Origin of the sequence: Brasilonema sp. UFV-L1 (assembly GCF_012912105.1) — a bacterium.
In the GTDB taxonomy this organism is placed as follows: Bacteria; Cyanobacteriota; Cyanobacteriia; order Cyanobacteriales; family Nostocaceae; genus Brasilonema.
The window spans coordinates 1-18,255 of record NZ_QMEA01000093.1 but is presented as its reverse complement, the minus strand read 5'-3'; the positions used below and the strand labels follow the sequence as shown (position 1 = coordinate 18,255).

Here is an 18,255-nt window from a genome sequence, read left to right as displayed (position 1 = left end):
CTGTTCTACTATTAATTAGAAGAATTCAAAGCTGCGGAACGCGATAAAAGCGGTGAATGAGGTGATGTTGGAGTTGAGGTTGGTACAACTTTCCGATTAAGATGTTGATGACATAAAATTGAGATTTCCTTGGGGTTATGTATTTACCTTTGTGAGGTTTTCATTCTCCAACTCTACCACCACATTCAATAACTCTTACTTCTGCCCCGGAGCTAAACTGACTACCGTTTCCATGCTCGGAATCGGATATCGGCGGATACAGTCCGCTTTGCTTAGGGTATCAAGAGGAGCTAGGGGGTATCCGTCGCCGGGTTTGATTATCGAGTTTGACGCAACTACCGTCTGTGGCGTGCTCATTGCTGGTATCTCCTTCGTTATTATTGCTGCTGCCTCATAACTTTGTACTAGACTATTTACAAAACTCAATGCCTCTATTGGGTTATAAGCACATACCTCTGTGAAAAAGTTTAGCAACTTTTCCCTCAAATCCCTGGGGGGGGTGCTCTCCGTGATCGCCGTATTGAAATACGTTGAGATAAAGTTATCTATTTTCGCAAAATTTTTCTCGTCGCCGTACTGTTGTAGATAATTGCGGAGTCCTTTTGCACGCTCTTGTCGTATGTAGTCTAGGAATTCTATATACGTTTGTCTCACCCTAGTTGCTTCATCCAACCCTAGCGCTAACTTGGAGTCCCATATCTCCACGAATTTTTTATATCCTAAACTTGTATATCTTCTACTGTTTTGAGATGCCTGACGAAACTTTAATACAATCTGTTCTACATCAAATTTTGAGGCGTGTGCTCCTACATCCGCCAAGACGGTCACTACGAACCCGAAAACCTTGAGAGGTGTGTCATAACGAGTGGCTATAAGCCTTACCCGTGGTGGAGTATTCGCTCCCCATTCGGTGCGCACTTCCTCCTTTAATTGACTAAACCCTAAACACTTCACTCCATCATTCCTTTTTTCCATACTGCTTGCTCTCACTTCATAAACCCCTCCACGATGAACATTTAGTCCCTGCCATGACTCAAAATCATTGCTGACATTCCAACTGCTACTGTATTGTGCGTTCAGTGTTCTCTCTGTGCATCCACGCAGATAGGCATATCTGGAATGCCTCACATCCCCTGGCTTTTTCAAATATATAATCATTGGCCTTGGTATATCGTTAATCAATTTCAGCTTGCCTTGCTGTAGGGGGGTTTGGTTGGAAGCTTGAGCTAGATTGAGCGAGCCAATACTTGCAAGAGTTTTAGATGTGGCAACACCATCAACTGCCAACCCGTGTGCTGCTTGGTAAGATTTGAGTTTACTTAAGGTCTGAGAACCAAAGATCCCATCAACTGCAATACCTCCTAATTTTGATTGCAATGTTGCTACACCTGAACCTCTATCTCCATAGCTCAAGGTTTTATGTACAGTCTCAGCTTGAGCAGCTGTGCTTGCGACTACTCCGGCTGTAATACAACCCACTGCGATCGCAATAAACTTCACTGCTTTGGGTGCTTTGAGTTTTATATCCCTCAAAGCACTGAGCTTAGAGAGTGGATTTAAGTCTTCGTGACGAACAGCAACTTGGGGATCAGCTAATGTTTTCATGAGAGACACAACCTTATAAAAATATGGTTATAAGAATATGAAAGAATAGCTCCGAAAGGCTTTCAACAATTGGGTTCTCCGAAACTGATAAAAGCGTCCGAGGAAAGCGATTGCCCTTGGCACTGCGCTCCGCGCAATCGCCTACGGCGGGCGCTCTGCACCATCGCATTCCCTATGGATATAAAGAAACATTTTTGCTTCTTAGAAGAGCGTATCTCGGCTCAATGCCATGTGCAGCTTCAGAGAGAATTGATATAACAAAAATATCCTTGCACAACTGGTTATTAAAAATCTATCTGAAGAAACTATAAATGTAAAATATCTACCTTTGGATAGATTACTTAATTGGTTATTTTTCTCAGCATAAATAATATATATAGGTACAAGTAAAAGAGACTTATGCAGTTTTGAAAATCACAACTGCGCTTGGATCTAATAGTTAAGAATATTATCCAAATAAAAAACATGACTTAGCTGTTATTTTACTAACATTAGATATTAGCGATCTTTCGGAAAAGCTGAGAAAAATATTAAGTCTTGTCTGTATATTTGACTAATAACTATGTTCAAGTTAATTTATTGAAATATTTAGTAAGAAAGTATAATCGCTCTACTTTCACCCAGTAATACTCCATTCCTTCACACCCGTCTTAGGTTGTGAGATGCAGCGATCGCTCTTTGGCTGTGCAATCCGCACAGCATTTCAGTCCAAGGCATTATACCACTGGAGCATCTAGTAATCTGATTGGGAGGCAGTACCCAACCCGCAGAAAAGCAACTGGGAACGAATAGGCGGCGACAGCGAAGTGGAAAGCCGCTGCTTCCCGTCAATGTTGCCACCAACCCAAAGTCTTTTTAGCAGCGTGCTTTCCACCGCCTATTCGAGCGAAGCGTTTCCCAGTTGCGCGTTTTTAGTATTGTGGGAAGTTTAAGCCGTAACCAGTAACACCCTGATTTACTTTCTCTTCAATCGTTGAAAGCTTTTTTATATAATCGAGTGTAGCTTCTTTTAAAAGAGGAGTTTCTTCTGATAAAGACTTGCTTCTCTGATGAGCTAATTCTATGGCGCGTCTCAGGTGCTGCAATCCCAGTTCTTTATCTGCGGAATTATTTTTTCCATTCCAGCGCTCCAGATAAATTTCTGCTAATCTAACGTGAGCTTGTTCGTTGTTGGGGTTACTTGCCAGAATTTGCTGGTAAATCGCCTCTGCTCTAGCACGATTGCTCACATCAAAGTTACGAGCTAACCGTAGCAGTTCACCTTCTGCCCGTGCGCGTGTTTTGTCATTAGATGATTGTGTATTTTGCCACAGTCTTTGTTCTTTAGTTTGCTGCTCATGGGGTGCTTCATAAACCTGCCCCATAATCAATCCACCGATACAAGCGCCAAATAAGAGTTTACGTATCATATTTATATTATTGTTTCTATTGGAACAAATCTTTGTGTTTTATCAGCGTAGCTCTTGGGTATAACCGTTACCCTCGCTGGAGACGAACCATCAGCAATGCACAAATATCCCTCTAAGGGAGGAAGATTTTGTAATTCAGATGGCAATACTGCTGCTGTTTCTCTAATCTGTTCTGATTGGCTATACCCGCCGTCATTACTCTGGCTATAGTTTTTAGAGAGAGTCACATCAATCCTTTCCTGCACACCAATGATTTTGGAGAATTGCTCTGCCGTAGCTCCATCTCTAATATTGAGAATGAGCTTAGTGGCAACACCTTGAAGAATGATTCTGCTGCCCCTCTCCCCATAAATTTCTTCCATCTGAGCAGTAGTCTGCGTTCCAATAAAAGCACTACCGCCAAACTTACGGCTTTCTGACAGAAGCCGGGGTAAACTCTTCAACTGACTCAAAGCTCCCAATTCATCAATCACTAGCGCTGTTTTGAGTCGTCTGTTCTCGTTGCTCAACAATCCTCGGAGCATTAATTCAAAGCAAGTAGTCACCAATGGTTTGAAAGCTTCAGCATCATCTTCAAACAGCGGGAGAAATATCCAACGCCCGTCATCATCTCTGCCCCACTTGCTAAAACTGAATTCTGCTGGTGCTGGGCATTTGGCTAAAGATTGATAAAAGCGTACTTGGTTGATTGCTGTCGCCAATACACTCCCTGCTGTATTACCACTTTCGCCCTCAAAATAACGCATAGATACTGTACCAGCTAAAAAATCCTTCAGTTGTTCCAAACTAAAGCGGGTAAGGACTTCCCAAACCTCAGTATTAGAGTACGTGCGCTCGTATACATCGGCGATGAGGTTTTTGGCGGCATCACTAAAGAATCTCTCCTTGGGGTCATCTGGAATTAAACCAGCTGCTATAGTGTTAAACTGTGCCCCTTCCGAACGGTGACTCCATCCTATGCTACGAGCATCTCTGGGGTTGAAAATGAGGTCATTTTCTCTGTAAAGTTTCTCCATCAACTCACCATTGCGATCCAACACTATCACCCTCCAGTCATCTCTTTGGCGTAAGGTGTGGAGTACTTGTAGAATTGATTGAGACTTGCCCGAACCAGGGGCACCAAAAAAGCCGAATGATAGATTTTCCAAGTAGTTTGGCAGTACAATTCCACCAATCTCCAGTTTTGGGACAATGGGTTGCTTGCCCTGTTTCTTTAGCAACTGCTGCTCTTTTTTAACCAACTGCCGCTGTAGTTCTTTAACTGTGGCTAACGTAGTACCTCGCAGTACCTTATCTGTTAGCATCTGGGGGATGAGTACAAAGCCAGCACCAACTATTAAATTTAAGCGCCAAATACCACCCCAACCAAAAAGTGCAGCCAATATAAGAAAGATGATTGTTACTACTGCTGCCACTTTTACTGGGAATTGCCCTCGACGTGGTAACCACCAAGCGCCAATTAGGAGTAGTGGGAATAATGGACCAAAAGTTTTGGCTACGCCATAAGCTACAATTCCTAGTGTCAAGCCAAAGCCAATCTTGATTAAACCTGTACTATCGATTTGTGCTGCTTCTTTGTTAAACATTATCTACTCCTTTCCTGATATTGCTGCTGTTGCTTCTCCCCTTGGCTTGATTGAGTGATGCCATACTGGTTGCGGATTGCTTCTAGTCGTTCAGAGAGTGATAGACTTGCCCAATCTTGTTGCTGCGGTTGTGCTGATAGTTGTTGCCCTTGAAGGCGATATTCGATATTGCCTGCTGCCAGTAATTTGCTACCATCTGATTGGCTCACGCCTAACGTCTCTACTGCTAGTTTGGTAGTTGCTTCCAATCCCCTACCAACTAGTTCTCTGGTAGTATCCTTGAGGTAGTCAATACCACTGCGTACTGCCGAACCAATTTCTTGCACTGTGTTGGTGAAGTTTTGTTTTATGCCATCAATCCATTTGCTAAGTTGGTTTTCTTGTGGTAGTGAGACTTGCTCTAGTCGTTCTGCCTGCTGCTTGTGCATCTCCTCCAACTGCTTTTGGATATCAGCAATTGAGTGATGCATTTGAGCAAGAGTTTCGGTTAATGCTTGTGTTGAATCTTGCTGGTTTGGTTGTTGGTTAGTTAATGCGTACGTACTAGCATTTTGGTCAATTGTTGGTTGCTCAATTACAGGTGGAAGTTGTGGAAGTTCTGCTGCTCCTTGGGTTAACTGTGCTGCTTCTTGGGTTAACTGTGCTGCTGCTTTTGAGTGCGAATACTTATCAGCAAAGTATTGCCAATCAAGCCCCATTTGGCTCATCATGTAAATGCCGTTGGGAGTGAATTGCTTCGCCCATTCGCCAAATATATGTGATGCGTCTCGCAGATAGTAATCAGTCGAAAGATAACCAAATTCTTTATCGAGGTAGATTTGATTGTTAGGGAGTTGATTTTCTCTTTCTTGATTGGGTTTTTGAGTGGCTGAGTTCTCTTGCTGTAGGTTTACTTGTTGTTGAGTGTTTGTTTGTTGTGTTTGAAGAATTGAAAGTAGTGAGTCAGATTCTGTTTCTTTGTTTCGTTGGTTGACTTTTCGAGATTTGACGCTAACGTCGCCATTTTCATAACGAAAAACTTCTTCTTGTGCTGGTGTGTAGAGCGCAACTTCTACCACTCCTAATGCTGATTCTTTTGTATTAACTGCTGCCTCTAGTTTTTCTAGTTCTTCTGGTTTGATACGGTCAATATTTGGCTTACTATCTACACCAGAGCGATAAACAATTGTAATACCCACCTTTACGGTTAGTCCTTCTTGATTAGTGTCTCTCCCATCAGCAAATTCATTGATAATTCGGTCAAATCGCTCTTGCTGCTCTGAGTCAAGATATCGTGACATATTTTCATTTCTCCTTCACGGTTAATCCTTTTTGATTAGTGTCTCTCCCATCAGCAAATTCATTGATGATTTGGTCAAATCGCTCTTGCTGTTCCAAGTCAAGATATCGTGACATATTTTAATTCCTCAAAAGGTGTAAACTGTTAGCAATTGTTGTAGCAGTTACTTGTGGTAGTGGCAGTTGCACGTTACCGAGTTTGTTGAGGATAATTTGTTTCTCGACTTCTACATAGGAGCATTCCCCATCAATCCAAACTTGAATTACCTGGGATTGCCCTACGTCTGCTGGTAAGTTGATGTACTTTACAAAATCGTTTTCAAAGTAGATGTGTGGACTATCAGCTTTATCTGCGTAGTAGATTTCGATATACTTTGGCTTGTAGTTTACTGGCAATGGAGCATCATCCCAAAAGTCAATTGCATTGCAGATTGAGTTGGGATATCTAAAGCGTAATGCTGCATATTCTGGCGGTAACAGTTGCAGCATCCGTGCTTCATCTTCTGGCGTAAATCCCAATTCAAAATATTGGTCTTTCTTCATCGTTCAATACCTCTTGATTTCCGTTGTTGTGTTTGTTGCTGTTGTTGCTGTTGTTGCAGATATCTTGAAAGCATCTGGTGTGCTAAGTTTGGATTAGCTACGAGTTGCTGGATGCGGCTGTCATCTCGTTCTGGCTGATAGTCAGTTTTTTTGGCGAGTCCATTGAATGTATAACCTGGTCCTAAGTGTGTTCCACTAAATGCTTGCCCTTGCATTTGAAAACTGATACCTTTAGATTTACCAGTGCGTGTAAAGCCTGCTTGTACTTCAATGCCCATTAACTGTAAGCGAGCTACCATCAATGGCATTGGTGGATGGTCTTGCACTACAGAATCAATTGCTTGCTGAAGCTGTACTTTTATTGGCAGTTCTGGTGGAATAGAACGCTTACCTGATTCATATTCTTCTTGCTCTCTTTTCATGCGCCTGATTTGTCCGGAACTTGGCGCACGATTGAGTTTTTCTCTACTACCTCTGGTTTGCTGTAAGCCGTACTCTTTTTCGAGTTCTCGAATTATGGCTTCACTGCGTACGTACTCCCAGCTATCGCGTGTTGTTTTACCATTATCAAGTCTGATGCGACTGGCAATAATATGGATGTGGTCATGTTCGGTTTGAGTGTGGTGATAGATTGCATATTGATTGCAGTCATAGCCCATTGCTAAAATGTACTTCTGTGCAATTTCACACCAAGTATCGTTGTCTAGCTTTTCTCCTGGCGCTAATGACAAAGAAACATGATGCACTGCTTTCAATGCTTCTGGGTTAAGCTGGCGTGAAAGTTTAAATTCTCGTGCTAGTTCAAGGGCGTTTCTGCCGCTCATGTTACCGCCAATTAACTGAGAACCTGGGCTGGCTTCAAGATAATTCAGCAGTCCTCTAAATCCTCGCCCTTTAGTCTGCTTCCCAATCATCCTCAAATTCCTCTGACTCTGAGTCTGAGTTATCGTCGTCAATATCAACTTGTGCGAGTTTTCGCCTGCATTCATGTAACAGATTTAGAAGTTCTGTCAGTAGCTTTGATTCTGCTGGCGGTGGATACCCCATTTTGATAGCGGTGTTAGCTACTTTGGTTAATTGGTTGAGGTTGTTCCCGATTCGTCCCAATTCAATGTAAGTGGCTATTGATACTTTGCTGAGTCGTTTGGGGAGTGGTTTTCCTAAAGTTAAGCGTCGAATGAGTTCGCTTGCTGGCATCCCCGCATCTTGGGCTTTAATGCGTAACCAATCTAATTCGATATCCGAGAGGCGCACTGGATAGTTGTGTGTTCTGATTGTGGCTTTGGAAAAGCATTTTTTGGGCATAAGTTTCGAGGGTTAACGATGGATTGGACTGGGGGTTCCCCAAGGGGCACTCCCCTTGGGCAAGACTGTCCGTGCCTCGCGAAGCGAGGCTTGGCGCGAGCCAAAGGACACGGCTTGCTCCCTCCCCACGCGCCAGGTTTGGCAAAAGACGGGGGCGAAATCCACGCGCCTCCCTTGGGGAAGGGACGGGGGCTATACCCACGTGGATGGGGACGAGAGGACATGGGCTACACCCACGTGGATGGGGACGAGAGAACGGGGGCTACCCACAACGGGGGGGCAGATGTAGCGTGGTGCTACACCACGCGGGGAGGTTACGGGGCAACGGGGCGCTCCTCCGGGGAGGCTGCCCACGGCGCTTGAGTTGAGGGAATGAGGACTTATCTATTGACAGCAGAATTTACGTGAGCCATCTTGATAAAAGAGTAATCTAGTTTACCTAAAACTCAACTAGTGATTATACATAGATTCAGAAGTTTGAAATAAAATGAAAACTAGGGTGTCAAGTGTCAGATAAACTACCAGAACAAGAGAGAATCAGTAAAGATAAAATTCCATCTGCATTAGAAGCACTGAGGGCGCTTGATGCTAAGGAACTACCTGATGTACCCGCGAAGGAAGCAATCAGAAAGATGCGACGACAAATTGAGCGGGTGCTGAAGCTAGGGTACACGTATGATGAGGTATCTGAGGTATTGGCAGGGTTAGACATCCACATTGGTGGTAGTCGGCTGAAGTATTTACTGGGAGAAGTCCGCAAAGAAACTCGCTCTCGAAATAAGAAGAAAGCTGATTTAACAGAGTCTACAGAAACTGAGCATTTTACTGCTGGCTCTTCTGTTGAGGTACTTGAAACTGAGCGGCGTGCGAATGCGACACTACAAAACTCAGTACAGTCCTCAAAACAAAAGCCACAACAAAAGCCAAAAGCACAGCTCGAGCAAGAGCAGCCAAAGCATCAGCCACAACCACAGTCATTAGTACAACCAGAAATTGTGGATTTCACTGAGGACTATCAACCAGTGATGTTGAGAAAGAGGTAAGAAATATGCCAGATATTCATGGTGTCGGGGGAGAAAAAGGGGGCGTTGGCAAGTCCACCTGCTGTAAGCGCTTGCTGGAGTATTTCATTGAGAATGAAATACCGTTTATCGCGTTTGATACTGATAGATCTGCTCCTGATTTGAGAAAGGCTTATAAGAAACAGGGAATTGATATTAGGGAAGCGTATTTTTCGGAAGCAATTCACGCACAAGATGCAGCATCTGCAATTGTAGATGAAGCTGAGTCTGCTAATGTGCTTTTCAATTTGAGTGCTGCTTCATTTGAGGCGGTGAGTTACTGGTTGAAACAAAATGAAATATTAGATGCAATCGCGGGAGAGAATGAATTCTATCTCTGGTTCGTTACTGATGGGAGTGTGGAATCAGTTGCTTCACTTTATCGTTCGTTAGCGACTTACGGAAAGGAGATACACCATATCCTGGTGAAGAATGAAGGGGCTAATTTGTCAAAGGATTGGAGATTGATTGATGCAGATCAACGACTGCAAGCTTTGATGAAACAGTGCAATGTGGTTGAGATGGTTTTACCAGAATTATATGGTATTGAGACTTTCCGCATTATTCGTGATAACAGTTTGGGATTTGCAGAAGCTTTGGAGAAAGCAGCCCAGTTGGAATTTGGGAAGGTTGATAAGCAACGAATTCGGAGATTTTTGAGAGAGAGTGGTGAGGCGATTGATGAGTTAGGGATTTTTAAAAAGCTGGTGACTCAGGAGTAGGTGTACATGGAAGTGAAGAAGGAGTTACAATTCGCTAAGAATAATCTAGCCAAAGCATTAGAAAATGAATCAGCAGAGCATCGCGCGAATGTGCTGCAATTTGTGTTGGATTGGAATATTCGTCCTGATGAGGAATTTTTCTTAATTTTTGCAGCGATTGGACATCTCAAGATTTTAATTGAGACTGCGCCAGAAGATATCAGGCAGTTGTTTAATTCTGTGTTGCAGGAGTTGGATGAATGGAGTCGGATAACAACGGAGAAGTTACAGATAGACACTCAGCATATCAAAGTGACGGAAAGCTTGGCTTCTTCCAGCAAAGCGCTTGGGACAGCATTGAACAGTCTAGATATTACCTCGACTCAGCTACTGGAGCAATTGAAGAGCTTACCAGAACTCTTGAGGCTTTTGAAAACCGTCGCCGAAAATCTTCCCAGCATGAGCTTGCAATTGGAGAAACTGAACCAAGCAATAGAGAGTGGGAAGCAGTTGAGGGTGGAGTTGAAGGACGAACAGTTGAAGCAACTCAAGCAGTTGATATTTTCGGAGGAGAACGAGATAATAAAGAGTCTGGCGATTCGAGTGAGTACGGCAGAGTCGCTGACACTGGGGGTGCAGAGCAAGATTCAGCATCGATTGGAGGCGATAGAGTCGAGTTTGCAGACAATCAGCAACCAGCAGAACAAGAACCAACAGCAGAACAATTTAAACCTATTAGGATTGTTAGGGAAAGGCGGAGTGGGGGGTTGGAATTATAAGCTGTTGGGTGTGTTTGGGGGGATTTTGGTGAGTGCTTGTACTGGTACTGCTGTGATTACCAGGGCTGTGTTTGAGGTGTCACCTGCTCCTTTGCCAGTAGCTGAGAGTGAGAAGATTCAGTATACTCGTGAGCAAGCTGGGTATACGAATGTGAAGTTGCAGCGAGTTGAGAAGAAGCTGGGGACTGAGCGAAATAGAAATAATAAAAATCGATAAATCTCATGAAGCTGCGTAAAGTTAAACGCAGCTTTCCGCATATCTCAACTTCCTGCTATTACCAAATCACGCCCCAACCACCACGCCAGAACCCATTGTAGAAGCTACTGAATAGGTGATAAACTCGGTTGGGTTCGGTGGAACTGACAGCGAATTTACCTGCTACTCATGGCGAATGGCAGAAACCTGTGATTTGCAACGCTCTCGTGAATTTGAGAGAAAATCCCAAGTTGAGTTTTAGCAATCGCTCGACGAATTAGTATAAATGTACTAATTGGGGAAATCTTCCCAAGTTTTTGAGTTGTGGCTTTTTTCTGCCAACTACTTCTTCTCGATCACTATCGTATTTGCAAGTCTATCTCCCAGCCTTTGTCTGGTTCTTGAGAAAATGAATACCCAATCAATTATGCCCAGAAATGCTAAAGGTAGATTACGAATCAATGACTTGATCAATGTGCAGGGTCTTTTTGATGTAGCATCTACTACTGATATTTGCATAACCTGTTTTCCAAAACTCTGCCCACCCTTTATCGCATCCGAAAATAAGAGGTAGAAGAGTGCTAAATAAATGCCAATTCTGACTACTGATTCTGGAAGAATAATTATCGACAGAATGCATATTGCAATACAGATAAAAGAGTCGATGAGTTGTGCAAAAAATCTTTTCACGAGTGAAGCTAGCTCGCTATGTCCGGTATTTGAAGAGTCAATAGGAAACAGAAGATAGCCACATTCATCACATTTGCCATCTTGCGTACCTGAAGGTGGGTTGTTGTAACCACATTTAGGACATTTCATAGCTTTCTTACTTAAATGTTAAGCTTCAACTATCAATGACCGTATAATACACTCTTCTCGGATATTACACAAAATTGGGATGCTCCCGTTTGCGATCGCCTAACCCTAATTCAAAGCTACTGGTAGTATTCCGTGTTGAAAACGGAAAATCATGAACTACGGCGGGAGACTATTGAGGTGGCTGAGGGTGTCAGATGTTGCTGAGGATAGGCGTGGGAGCTATATAGTACTAATGTACTATATAGGAAAATCTTCCCAAGTTTCGTTGTATTTAAAAGTCGTCAAGCTTTTCTATCCAAGAAGCACTTTGAGGAAACGTTACAGGCTGCGTTTTTAAATGCTGCGGTAGTGATTCATCTTCAAAAACTAGTTCAAACACAGCTGACGCATTGTCCCCTAGAAAATGGGGCAGCCAATGTGATTGTTAATTAGTGTTCCAAGACGAGTACCCGTTCTAGTAAGGCTGCCCCATTTTCTTACGTGTAAGACCCCGTGACTTTTGAGTTAATGGGTGACGGGAGATGTTAGCGATTGCAGCTGTCAAACCAAATCGTTGACCTTTGACCAAGTACTTGATTTTCTGACCTACCACAAAATCAGCGTAACTGACAAGGAAATCACTACTTTTGGAGTCATTTACCATTTTCTGCTCCTGAATGCAAACTTGAGATATTCTCCCAAGTTTTTTTTGACACGGGCGAGAGCAATACGCGCTGCCTTTCAGCGAAGCCAAGTTCCAATGCCATGCCAAGTACGGTCAATTTCATTCCAGTCTATTCTAGGAAGCATATGTGCAACCCTAGACATCAAATCCCATCCTCCGATTTGGTCAAGCCTAATACCAATCTGTCGCGCTCTTTCATAGTTATCCCCGATAAAAACTTCTCGCTCACAAGAACAATCATCTACATCTGCGCTCATCTTTAATAAAGAAATCATTAAAAATTCAATTTCACTAGCAGGTTTGGCGAATGCTAAAATCCTTCTTAGCTCTTTTATTTCTTTCTCTTGTTGGATCTGTTCCTGCTCCACCTGTTCAATAAGTTCTTCCAAATTTATTTCTGGTCTAACGGTGGAGCTTGCTTTTTGAGTGGTTAGCTGTTTGGTCTGCTTACTAGCGTTAGGTTTATTTTTAGATTTTTTATTCTTTTGGTTTTTTCTATTGGCGCGATAACTTCTGTTCATAAAAAACCTCAGTGCGGAAATACGATATTTCTGTTTTACTTAAAGCAAGATTCCAGAAAACTCCTGTTGAATTTAACAACAGATTCAAAGTTGCGGGAGTAATCGCGTTCCCAAATTATTGACGCTCGGCAAGACATACAGCCTCCTGGTTGTCGTCTATCCCCTTTATATGCCTTTTTTGCTAAACTTATGCCAACTGCACTAATGTAACCCAGGTACTGGTCCAACTCATCCATTAGTTCATCCGGGCAATAGATACTGTATCCTAGACACTCACCTGTATCCCAAGGTTCGCCCGTTCCATATTCTACACAGCCAAAGACGCTAATAACGACATAACTCTGCTGCAAGATTTCTTTTGCTCTACCTTGAACGGCATTTATGAGTTTTTGAGGACTGGCTAAGGTTTCTCTGAGGTACATAGTTTCTCTGCTATTAGTATCTTAAGGGGAGTGTGATAAGCCTTTGGCTTGACGCAATCATGCGTCAAGCTCTTCCCAAAACAAATGTACTAAACTTGGGAAATCTTCTCAAGTTTGTGGTGGTTAATTGTCAAAAGCGATTTGAATTGTTAAGTCCATGAGTGAGTCTGTTGAGTTCCACTTCCCCCTAAACCACTGTTTAACGTAAAACATGCCTTTGGCAAGACTACAGACAACAATACAATATGTCCTAATTCGAGTAGTGCATTCGTCATCATCTAAGTTTTCAATACTCTGGTAAAATTCTGTAAAAGCATCAACAGAAAGTGCATCGCTCATATCCATAGGATGGTCTGACAGAAGAAAATCCCTGGCTGATGTCGGGGAGAACTTCAGTTTGGCATAGCCCCAATTGCTCCAATTAAAATTATGAATGGCTAGGTATTGTAAGCAAGCTTTTTTAATTAGAGCAGGGTCAAACTCTTTGTAGAACAATTTGATTCCAGACGGGAACACTTCTCTTTGTGTGAGCGTTAATTGAATTTTTGGCTGAGACATTGGATTTTCTTTTAATATAAATGAAACAACAATGTGGCGACTGCCCCTATGCCTGTAGGGGTAAAAATTTTCTTTCTAATGTGCGGTCACGCATTTTTCTTATGTATAAAACCCCATAAGTAAGCGTGAAACGGAAGATGAATTAAGAAACATCCCAGTAGTTCATATCAATCCTCCGCCCCATCAAATCACAAACTCTTTTCATACTAACCAAGGTGAGGCAATCCACTGCTTTTAATACTAATTCCCTAGAGTATTGATTCTGCAAGTCAAGTAGACATTCTTGTGTTTGGCACGACTCTAACTTGGCTATCAGTATCTCAAACTCTGATAGCACAGGTTCCTCTTCAACCTTACTCAAAGACAACCCGTCCACTCCATCTACTTCTTGGTTGTCACCAACCGCTCTTAATGATATATCTAATGGGACATGGTGTGACGCAGAATCCAGTTTTGCCAGCTTCTCGGTAAACCGTTTACCTATGGCTTGGTATATGTCATGATATAAACTCCCATCTGATGCCAAGACTGCTGGGTCAACCCAGTAAGCACGAATTCTTTCATCACTACCCTTAGCAACACGCCGCTGTTTCCCAATCACGGGGTAACCTGCTTTCTCCAAACAACGGCGCAGAAGATAACATGGATCACTGCTTTTATTGGCAGTCACGCCCAATGCCAGTAATAGTAACTTGGAATGTTTAATTGCTAGCTTTTTAAAATCAAGCAACCAATCAGTATCTTTATGCCATTCCTTTCCACTCTTGGCTATCTCTGGTATTCCTAGCACTGTTAATGCTTTAATCTTTAATGAATCAGTACGAATATCCCACCATGCCGTATCATGTTTGATGACTGACATCCAACTTTCACGGTCAAATGCCTTTGCCATCTCAGGATGGTCTAGCAGATAACGCAACTCTTGGCAACTAATCCAGCTTCTATCTTCTAAATAATGCTCAGCAATAAAATCGGGAGTTAAAGTGTATCCTGGTAGCCTGTGCTGTAAAATTGCTTTGGTTGCCTTATGGCGATCGCCCATATAAGAGTCCATTGATTGCTGAATCGAACGTGCTTGCTCAATGGTTATGTCTTCAGCGTTGGCGATCGCTTCTGCCCACTCCTTAATGACTTCCTTACGGTGTGGTGTTGAGGGGTTGGGAGTTGCTTCTCCTGGTTCTAACCAAGTAATAATATGTCCACATCGCTCTAATTCTTCTGCCAGGAGTTTGCGCAAGTCAGAACGGCTATAATTTTCCTGTGCTTTGATTTCAACGAGTGCTTGAACGTGCGGGTTCTTATACTCCCCAGATTCAAAATCAATAAGTTCATTTAGTTTTCTAATCAAATCAAAATCATTTTTGATTTCGGGGTATTCTGCTAGTGTCACCTCTCTTAGCGTCTCGAAGTTGTGTTGAAACATGTGTTTCGCTAATACTTCTGGCATTGGGGACTTAGATGCGCCGTCGTCAAAAGCAACGTGAGTCTTAGCAAAAATGTGTCGTGGTGCATTTGTCCTCAACCTTCCCAGCAGTTGTTTGCAGCTGAGGAAATTGGCGTGAACAAAACAGCCAAAGACAAAACCAAAATAATCTTGAACCGTAATATCTAGCGACGCTTCACAAGTTGGCGAGTAGATAACATAATCTGGTTTATTTTTCTTTATCCATTTATTGGGATTTGCTAAAAATGCATCAACTTCTGCCCGCACTGATGGGTCATCACTTGATTTCGTGGTAGAATCAACCCTTATGCCTTTGGCTGCTGGGTTAACCATCAGTATTGCTTTCTCGATAGTTTCTCCCCATCTTTGTGAGTCGGTAGGGATTAAAAGCTTTTCTCCTTTGGCAACTTTTGAAAGCAAATCGTACTCAAAGTCAGCGCGTTTGTTGGGATGCCGTTTAACATCTCCACTGGGAAGAATTTCATCTGCGCCAGTGTAAAATAAACACTGCCACTCAAAGCGCTTTGTAACGTTTTCAATGACATTAATTTTTTTGTCTGGCACTAGACTTTCTAACCATTTCAATGTAGAACCACTCAAATCAGCATCACACAGAAAAATATATTTCGCTCTTTCCAAGCGATGCTTAAATTCGCGTAACCGTTCTCTACGTCCTCTTCGGCAAGTAGCGCTGGTCAGTAAGGAGTTTTTGATTTGTTCAACTTCTTCTAAAATTAAAACATCTTTTGGACGGAATTTCGCAATTGATTCAACGCATCCTGCCATCCAACCTTCTTGCGCTTTTTTCCAATCCCGCCGCTGTTCAAAGTCGGTGCGTCCGTCATTTTTTTCTAAATCCCAAAGGTAAAGAATTATGTTTACGACCTCTGGGTCATAGCAAGTTTGGGTTATAATGCTGTTCCTAAATGAGATAAAGTTCCCAGAAGGAAACTGCTTGATAATTTGCTTCATTAAAAAGGTTTTTCCGCCACCCATGTTGACTTTCAGGCCGTAGATGCCAGGAATTAGCTTAGTTAATGGGCGTGTTTCGATTTCTGGGTTGACTAAACCAGGCGGGGGGGCACTTTGCAGGGGGGCACTTTGCACAATGCTTGGGGGAAAAAAAGAATCGAAGAAACTAAAAGTCCCCTGTACGCTGCCATCTAGTTTCATGTCAACGTATTTATTCGTGGAGGTTTCCCCTCTGCTTCCCGCTAAGAGTTCCCCTGCCTCTTTTGGTGACTCTTTCTGTAAAAATTCATCAACAAGTAAGCTGACAAATTCAGTATCCTGTATAATCGGTTTCCAAGGAGCAAGAGATTTTAATGCCTCCTGTGTGCGCTTAACCCGTTCTGGGTATTGAGCTAACCACTGAACTTTTTGTTCAGCAACTGCTCTATCACAGGTTAATTCCCATTGCTCTTGTTCCTCAGAACGCTTGGTGTAGAATGCTTGTGTTTCTTCGCTATCGAGATGCTGTTCTAGCTTTGGTTGGGGGAACTGAGGTTTAATGGCTTCAAGTCCACCGCATAGACGGGCGATCGCTAAAAATTCTTCAACTGTGAGAATTGTAATTCCGTTTAGCGCTTCTAATTCATCAATATCACGACCATTTTTGGTGATTTGACCCCACCAGACAACACGCACTTGCAATCCTAGGGAGTGGTAAAATTCATATTTGGCAACTCGACGTTGCATGACATTGCGGTTGCGTACGTCACCAGCGTCGGGGAAGTCAAGGATTTCTGTGATGTTCAGTTTCGCTATCGTATCCTTAAGCTGTTCTGGTGAACTAGTGATGTTACCACCAGATGCACCAAGGCAAACTATCCCAAATTTCTGTGCGGTAATGTATGGTTTGAGGATACCTTCAATGTCAGCTACGAATTTGTGCCTAACTTCTGTGGGACGAATAACGGTGATTGGTAATTCGCCGTTGGGTAAGTGAGAGGAGGAATTTCCTTTAGCCCATCTGTATCTACCTTCAGTTTCGTTATCTAACCGTACTTGCCATCCACTGATTAATCCATCTACAGTCCATGTGGGACAAGCAAAGCCAGTGCCAGCGACTAATAATTTACCATCTTTTGCGCCAGGGTAGTTCTCAGGCACACCAAATGGTAAGTCGTCGCCAGGTGCGACAGAGAAGAAGTATCCAGCGTCAATCTGAGAATCGGTTAAACCACGTTCCCGCAGGTTTTGACGGTGTTTGGTGCTGAGTCCAAAATATTTATGTAGCTGGCGAGTTGCTTTGTCTCGCTCTGCTATGGATAATGTTTCTGATTTGTGTGTTTGTTGTTCTTTTCTTTTTTCACGGGCTTGGCGTTTGGCTTCCCAGTCTACCTGGTGTTTCTCACTCCCTTGGCTGTTATCAAGCTTGAAGCTGGCTGTGTGCCCTGCTGCTTCTTTGACGCAAATGTAGCCATTAATTCTTTCTAGTTTACGGGCAGAAGCATTGGTGTGGCATTGGATAAAGTTTACATCGTCTGTACTATATCTACAAGCGCTGTTGTTAGAGCCGCATACTGGGCATGGGTTGGTTTTACCAAAAGGTTTAAACATTTGTTACCTCCTGGTAATTTGGATTAATTACTAAATAATTTTCTAGCGAGATATATTTTTGACCACAATTTATCCATCCGCTCTGTCGCCCGTCACGGGGTCTTACACGTAAAAAAATGGGTACGGGGTCTAACACGAAGAAATTGGGAAGCCGCCCTTCAACGAGTACTCGTCTTGGAACACAGATAAACATTACAAAGGCTGACCAATTTCTAGGGGACAATGCGTCGCAGGCTTTTTTTATTGATCTGTATACCCCAACGATTAATCGTGGGGTAGTAAGCCTGCCCCATTTTTTAGGGGTCTCCTTCCAGACAAAGTGCGTGGACAAATGCGTGGACAATGCGTCAGGCGGGGGGGGGGGCACTGTATAAAAACATGTAAGTATTAAGTGATTTAATCGTAATAGAATGAAATGAGAAGAATTAATGGATGTTAACTCTTTTTCCTCCCCTGCTCCCTCTGCTCCCCCTGCTCTAGAAAGCTCCTCTTGCTCCTGTGGGTTCTCTTGGAAAGTTCCGTATCTATTAATCTCGTCAGCATTTGCCATTTTGATGTCCTCCGATAATTTTTGTGTCCATCGGAGCTACCCACACTTAACAACCTCTACTCTTTATGCTGGTAACAAGTGCTACGAACGGCTAAAACTTTTTACTGTCTTAAATGAGAAATGAATAATTCAGTAAAAGCCTTTCAGGCAGGGAAAAGGTTAAAGGTTAAAGGGGAAAGGTTCCCCATAACTAAATTAGAAGCTTGCATCCCTTTACCCTTTGCCCCTTACCCCTGCCCCTTATCCCCAGAG

At 42.9% G+C, this 18,255-nt stretch carries 15 protein-coding genes; 3 read left to right on the top strand and 12 right to left on the bottom strand.

All coding sequences use genetic code 11. From position 1 onward, the window contains the following. Window positions 1–195: 195 nt before the first annotated feature. From DP117_RS23330 to mobC, 7 genes are all read right to left on the bottom strand, one after another. Window positions 196–1,605, bottom strand: a complete 1,410-nt coding sequence (locus DP117_RS23330; RefSeq protein ID WP_169220624.1) for a peptidoglycan-binding domain-containing protein — start codon at window positions 1,603–1,605, stop codon at window positions 196–198. 911 nt (window positions 1,606–2,516) lie between these two features. Next, the gene (locus tag DP117_RS23325; RefSeq protein WP_169220623.1) at window positions 2,517–3,014 is read right to left on the bottom strand and encodes a hypothetical protein; all 498 of its coding nucleotides are present in this window, start codon (window positions 3,012–3,014) and stop codon (window positions 2,517–2,519) included. 2 nt (window positions 3,015–3,016) lie between these two features. Continuing rightward, the gene (locus DP117_RS23320; RefSeq protein WP_248277785.1) at window positions 3,017–4,600 is read right to left on the bottom strand and encodes a type IV secretion system DNA-binding domain-containing protein; all 1,584 of its coding nucleotides are present in this window, start codon (window positions 4,598–4,600) and stop codon (window positions 3,017–3,019) included. Then, entirely contained in the window at window positions 4,600–5,880 is a 1,281-nt protein-coding gene (locus DP117_RS23315) for a hypothetical protein (RefSeq protein ID WP_169220611.1), read from the bottom strand. The genes DP117_RS23320 and DP117_RS23315 overlap by 1 nt, the downstream gene beginning before the upstream one ends. 118 nt (window positions 5,881–5,998) lie before the next feature. Then, window positions 5,999–6,421: a hypothetical protein gene (locus DP117_RS23310; protein WP_169220622.1), complete on the bottom strand. Its 423-nt coding sequence runs from the start codon at window positions 6,419–6,421 to the stop codon at window positions 5,999–6,001. Then, complete coding sequence (locus tag DP117_RS23305; RefSeq protein ID WP_169220621.1) at window positions 6,418–7,335, bottom strand: relaxase/mobilization nuclease domain-containing protein; 918 nt, start codon at window positions 7,333–7,335, stop codon at window positions 6,418–6,420. The genes DP117_RS23310 and DP117_RS23305 overlap by 4 nt, the downstream gene beginning before the upstream one ends. After that, a complete protein-coding gene (gene mobC, locus DP117_RS23300; protein WP_169220620.1) occupies window positions 7,316–7,726 on the bottom strand; it encodes a plasmid mobilization relaxosome protein MobC in 411 nt (136 codons plus the stop codon). The genes DP117_RS23305 and mobC overlap by 20 nt, the downstream gene beginning before the upstream one ends. 506 nt (window positions 7,727–8,232) lie before the next feature. On the opposite strand from mobC, the gene DP117_RS36445 reads away from it, so the two are divergent. The 3 genes from DP117_RS36445 to DP117_RS23285 are packed head-to-tail and all read left to right on the top strand — an operon-like array spanning window position 8,233 to window position 10,484. Continuing rightward, window positions 8,233–8,769: a hypothetical protein gene (locus DP117_RS36445; protein WP_339381391.1), complete on the top strand. Its 537-nt coding sequence runs from the start codon at window positions 8,233–8,235 to the stop codon at window positions 8,767–8,769. 5 nt (window positions 8,770–8,774) lie between these two features. Further along, the gene (locus DP117_RS23290; RefSeq protein ID WP_169220619.1) at window positions 8,775–9,509 is read left to right on the top strand and encodes a hypothetical protein; all 735 of its coding nucleotides are present in this window, start codon (window positions 8,775–8,777) and stop codon (window positions 9,507–9,509) included. 6 nt (window positions 9,510–9,515) lie between these two features. Further along, window positions 9,516–10,484 carry a DUF6753 family protein gene (locus tag DP117_RS23285; protein ID WP_169220618.1) on the top strand — a complete coding sequence of 323 codons (969 nt, stop codon included), beginning with the start codon at window positions 9,516–9,518 and terminating at the stop codon, window positions 10,482–10,484. A gap of 1,252 nt (window positions 10,485–11,736) precedes the next feature. On the opposite strand, the gene DP117_RS23275 is transcribed toward DP117_RS23285, so the two are convergent. The 5 genes from DP117_RS23275 to DP117_RS23255 form a co-directional block, all read right to left on the bottom strand. After that, entirely contained in the window at window positions 11,737–11,925 is a 189-nt protein-coding gene (locus tag DP117_RS23275; RefSeq protein WP_169220616.1) for a hypothetical protein, read from the bottom strand. Between the two features lie 77 nt (window positions 11,926–12,002). After that, the gene (locus DP117_RS23270) at window positions 12,003–12,467 is read right to left on the bottom strand and encodes a hypothetical protein (RefSeq protein ID WP_169220615.1); all 465 of its coding nucleotides are present in this window, start codon (window positions 12,465–12,467) and stop codon (window positions 12,003–12,005) included. A 35-nt stretch (window positions 12,468–12,502) separates the two neighbouring features. Further along, the gene (locus tag DP117_RS23265) at window positions 12,503–12,889 is read right to left on the bottom strand and encodes a hypothetical protein (protein ID WP_169220614.1); all 387 of its coding nucleotides are present in this window, start codon (window positions 12,887–12,889) and stop codon (window positions 12,503–12,505) included. A gap of 123 nt (window positions 12,890–13,012) precedes the next feature. Beyond that, window positions 13,013–13,447 carry a hypothetical protein gene (locus DP117_RS23260; protein ID WP_169220613.1) on the bottom strand — a complete coding sequence of 145 codons (435 nt, stop codon included), beginning with the start codon at window positions 13,445–13,447 and terminating at the stop codon, window positions 13,013–13,015. Window positions 13,448–13,589: 142 nt separating this feature from the next. Continuing rightward, complete coding sequence (locus DP117_RS23255; protein WP_169220612.1) at window positions 13,590–17,453, bottom strand: plasmid replication protein, CyRepA1 family; 3,864 nt, start codon at window positions 17,451–17,453, stop codon at window positions 13,590–13,592. Window positions 17,454–18,255: the final 802 nt, after the last annotated feature.

Excerpts from the sequence above, each read along its gene's own strand:
- DP117_RS23305 (WP_169220621.1), bottom strand. The coding sequence starts at position 7,335 with ATGATTGGGAAGCAGACTAAAGGGCGAGGATTTAGAGGACTGCTGAAT.
- DP117_RS23310 (WP_169220622.1), bottom strand. The coding sequence starts at position 6,421 with ATGAAGAAAGACCAATATTTTGAATTGGGATTTACGCCAGAAGATGAA.
- DP117_RS23260 (WP_169220613.1), bottom strand. The coding sequence starts at position 13,447 with ATGTCTCAGCCAAAAATTCAATTAACGCTCACACAAAGAGAAGTGTTC.
- DP117_RS23315 (WP_169220611.1), bottom strand. The coding sequence starts at position 5,880 with ATGTCACGATATCTTGACTCAGAGCAGCAAGAGCGATTTGACCGAATT.
- DP117_RS23290 (WP_169220619.1), top strand. The coding sequence starts at position 8,775 with ATGCCAGATATTCATGGTGTCGGGGGAGAAAAAGGGGGCGTTGGCAAG.
- DP117_RS23275 (WP_169220616.1), bottom strand. The coding sequence starts at position 11,925 with ATGGTAAATGACTCCAAAAGTAGTGATTTCCTTGTCAGTTACGCTGAT.
- mobC (WP_169220620.1), bottom strand. The coding sequence starts at position 7,726 with ATGCCCAAAAAATGCTTTTCCAAAGCCACAATCAGAACACACAACTAT.
- DP117_RS23270 (WP_169220615.1), bottom strand. The coding sequence starts at position 12,467 with ATGAACAGAAGTTATCGCGCCAATAGAAAAAACCAAAAGAATAAAAAA.
- DP117_RS23255 (WP_169220612.1), bottom strand. The coding sequence starts at position 17,453 with ATGTTTAAACCTTTTGGTAAAACCAACCCATGCCCAGTATGCGGCTCT.
- DP117_RS23285 (WP_169220618.1), top strand. The coding sequence starts at position 9,516 with ATGGAAGTGAAGAAGGAGTTACAATTCGCTAAGAATAATCTAGCCAAA.
- DP117_RS23320 (WP_248277785.1), bottom strand. The coding sequence starts at position 4,600 with ATGTTTAACAAAGAAGCAGCACAAATCGATAGTACAGGTTTAATCAAG.
- DP117_RS23330 (WP_169220624.1), bottom strand. The coding sequence starts at position 1,605 with ATGAAAACATTAGCTGATCCCCAAGTTGCTGTTCGTCACGAAGACTTA.
- DP117_RS23265 (WP_169220614.1), bottom strand. The coding sequence starts at position 12,889 with ATGTACCTCAGAGAAACCTTAGCCAGTCCTCAAAAACTCATAAATGCC.
- DP117_RS23325 (WP_169220623.1), bottom strand. The coding sequence starts at position 3,014 with ATGATACGTAAACTCTTATTTGGCGCTTGTATCGGTGGATTGATTATG.